The sequence below is a fragment of the Mesorhizobium sp. M1078 genome (genome assembly GCF_040318615.1).
GTDB lineage: Bacteria > Pseudomonadota > Alphaproteobacteria > Rhizobiales > Rhizobiaceae > Mesorhizobium.
In genome coordinates, this window is record NZ_JAMYMP010000093.1 from 1 (window position 1) to 1,103 (window position 1,103).

Below are 1,103 nucleotides of genomic sequence, written 5' to 3' on the forward strand. Positions count from 1 at the left end.
GAAGCCAGCAGCCTGCGCGATCAGGTGGCGACGATCAAACGGGCGCTGATAGGCTCACCGGTGCGCAAGTGGCTGGTCTGGACGTCGGTCGGCATTATGGCGGTCATCGTCGCGACGTCGATCGGCCAGGTTCTGCTCAACCGCTGGAACCAGCCTTTCTACGATGCGCTGGCGCGTCGCGACATGGCGGCCTTCCTGCATCAGCTGATGATCTTTGCCGTGATTGCCGGCACGCTGCTGCTGCTCAACATCGCTCAGACCTGGCTCAACCAGATGATCCGGCTGAAGCTGCGCGAGGCGCTGACGCTCGACCTGATCGACCAATGGATGCGGCCGGCGCGGGCCTTCCGGCTCGCCAATGCCGGCGCCATCGGCGTCAATCCCGACCAGCGCATGCAGCAGGATGCCGCGCATCTGTCCGATCTGTCGACGGACCTCGGCGTCGGCCTGCTGCAATCCTTCATCCTGCTGGTGTCGTTCGTCGGCGTGCTTTGGCAACTCTCGTCGGGCTTCGTCTTCCACATCAACGGCTGGTCGCTGGCGATACCGGGCTACATGGTCTGGGCCGCGTTCCTCTATGCCGGCATCGCCTCCTGGCTGAGCTGGCTGGTCGGGCGGCCGCTGATCCGCCTCAACAGCGACCGCTACACCCGCGAGGCCGAGCTGCGTTCCGGGATGGTGCGCGTCAACGAGAATGTCGACGCCATCGCGCTCTATCACGGCGAAGCCGATGCCAAGAGACGGCTCGAAATCGACCTTGGCACGGTGCTGGGCGCGATGCGAAACATCTACAAAGCGCAGATCAACCTGTCCTGGGTGACCGATACCTATGGCTGGATCACCGTGGTGGCGCCGATCCTGGTGGCATCGCCGGTCTATTTTTCGGGCGATATCAGTTTCGGCGGGCTGATGATGGCGGTCGGTGCCTTCAACCAGGTGCATTCGTCCCTGCGCTGGTTCATCAACAACATCGGCGGCATCGCCGACTGGCGCGCCACGCTGATGCGTGTTGCCGACTTCCGCATCGCGCTCGATGAAACCGATGTGCTGCACGACAAGGAAAAGCGGATCGAATTCGGCGACAACGCCAATGGCAGCCTGAC

Annotated in this window: 1 protein-coding gene; it reads left to right on the forward strand. The window is 63.2% G+C overall.

Annotation, left to right across the window (positions count from 1 at the left end; genetic code table 11):
* The coding region (locus NKH38_RS33235; protein ID WP_352765751.1) for an ABC transporter ATP-binding protein/permease at positions 1-1,103 on the forward strand (1,103 nt) is incomplete at both ends.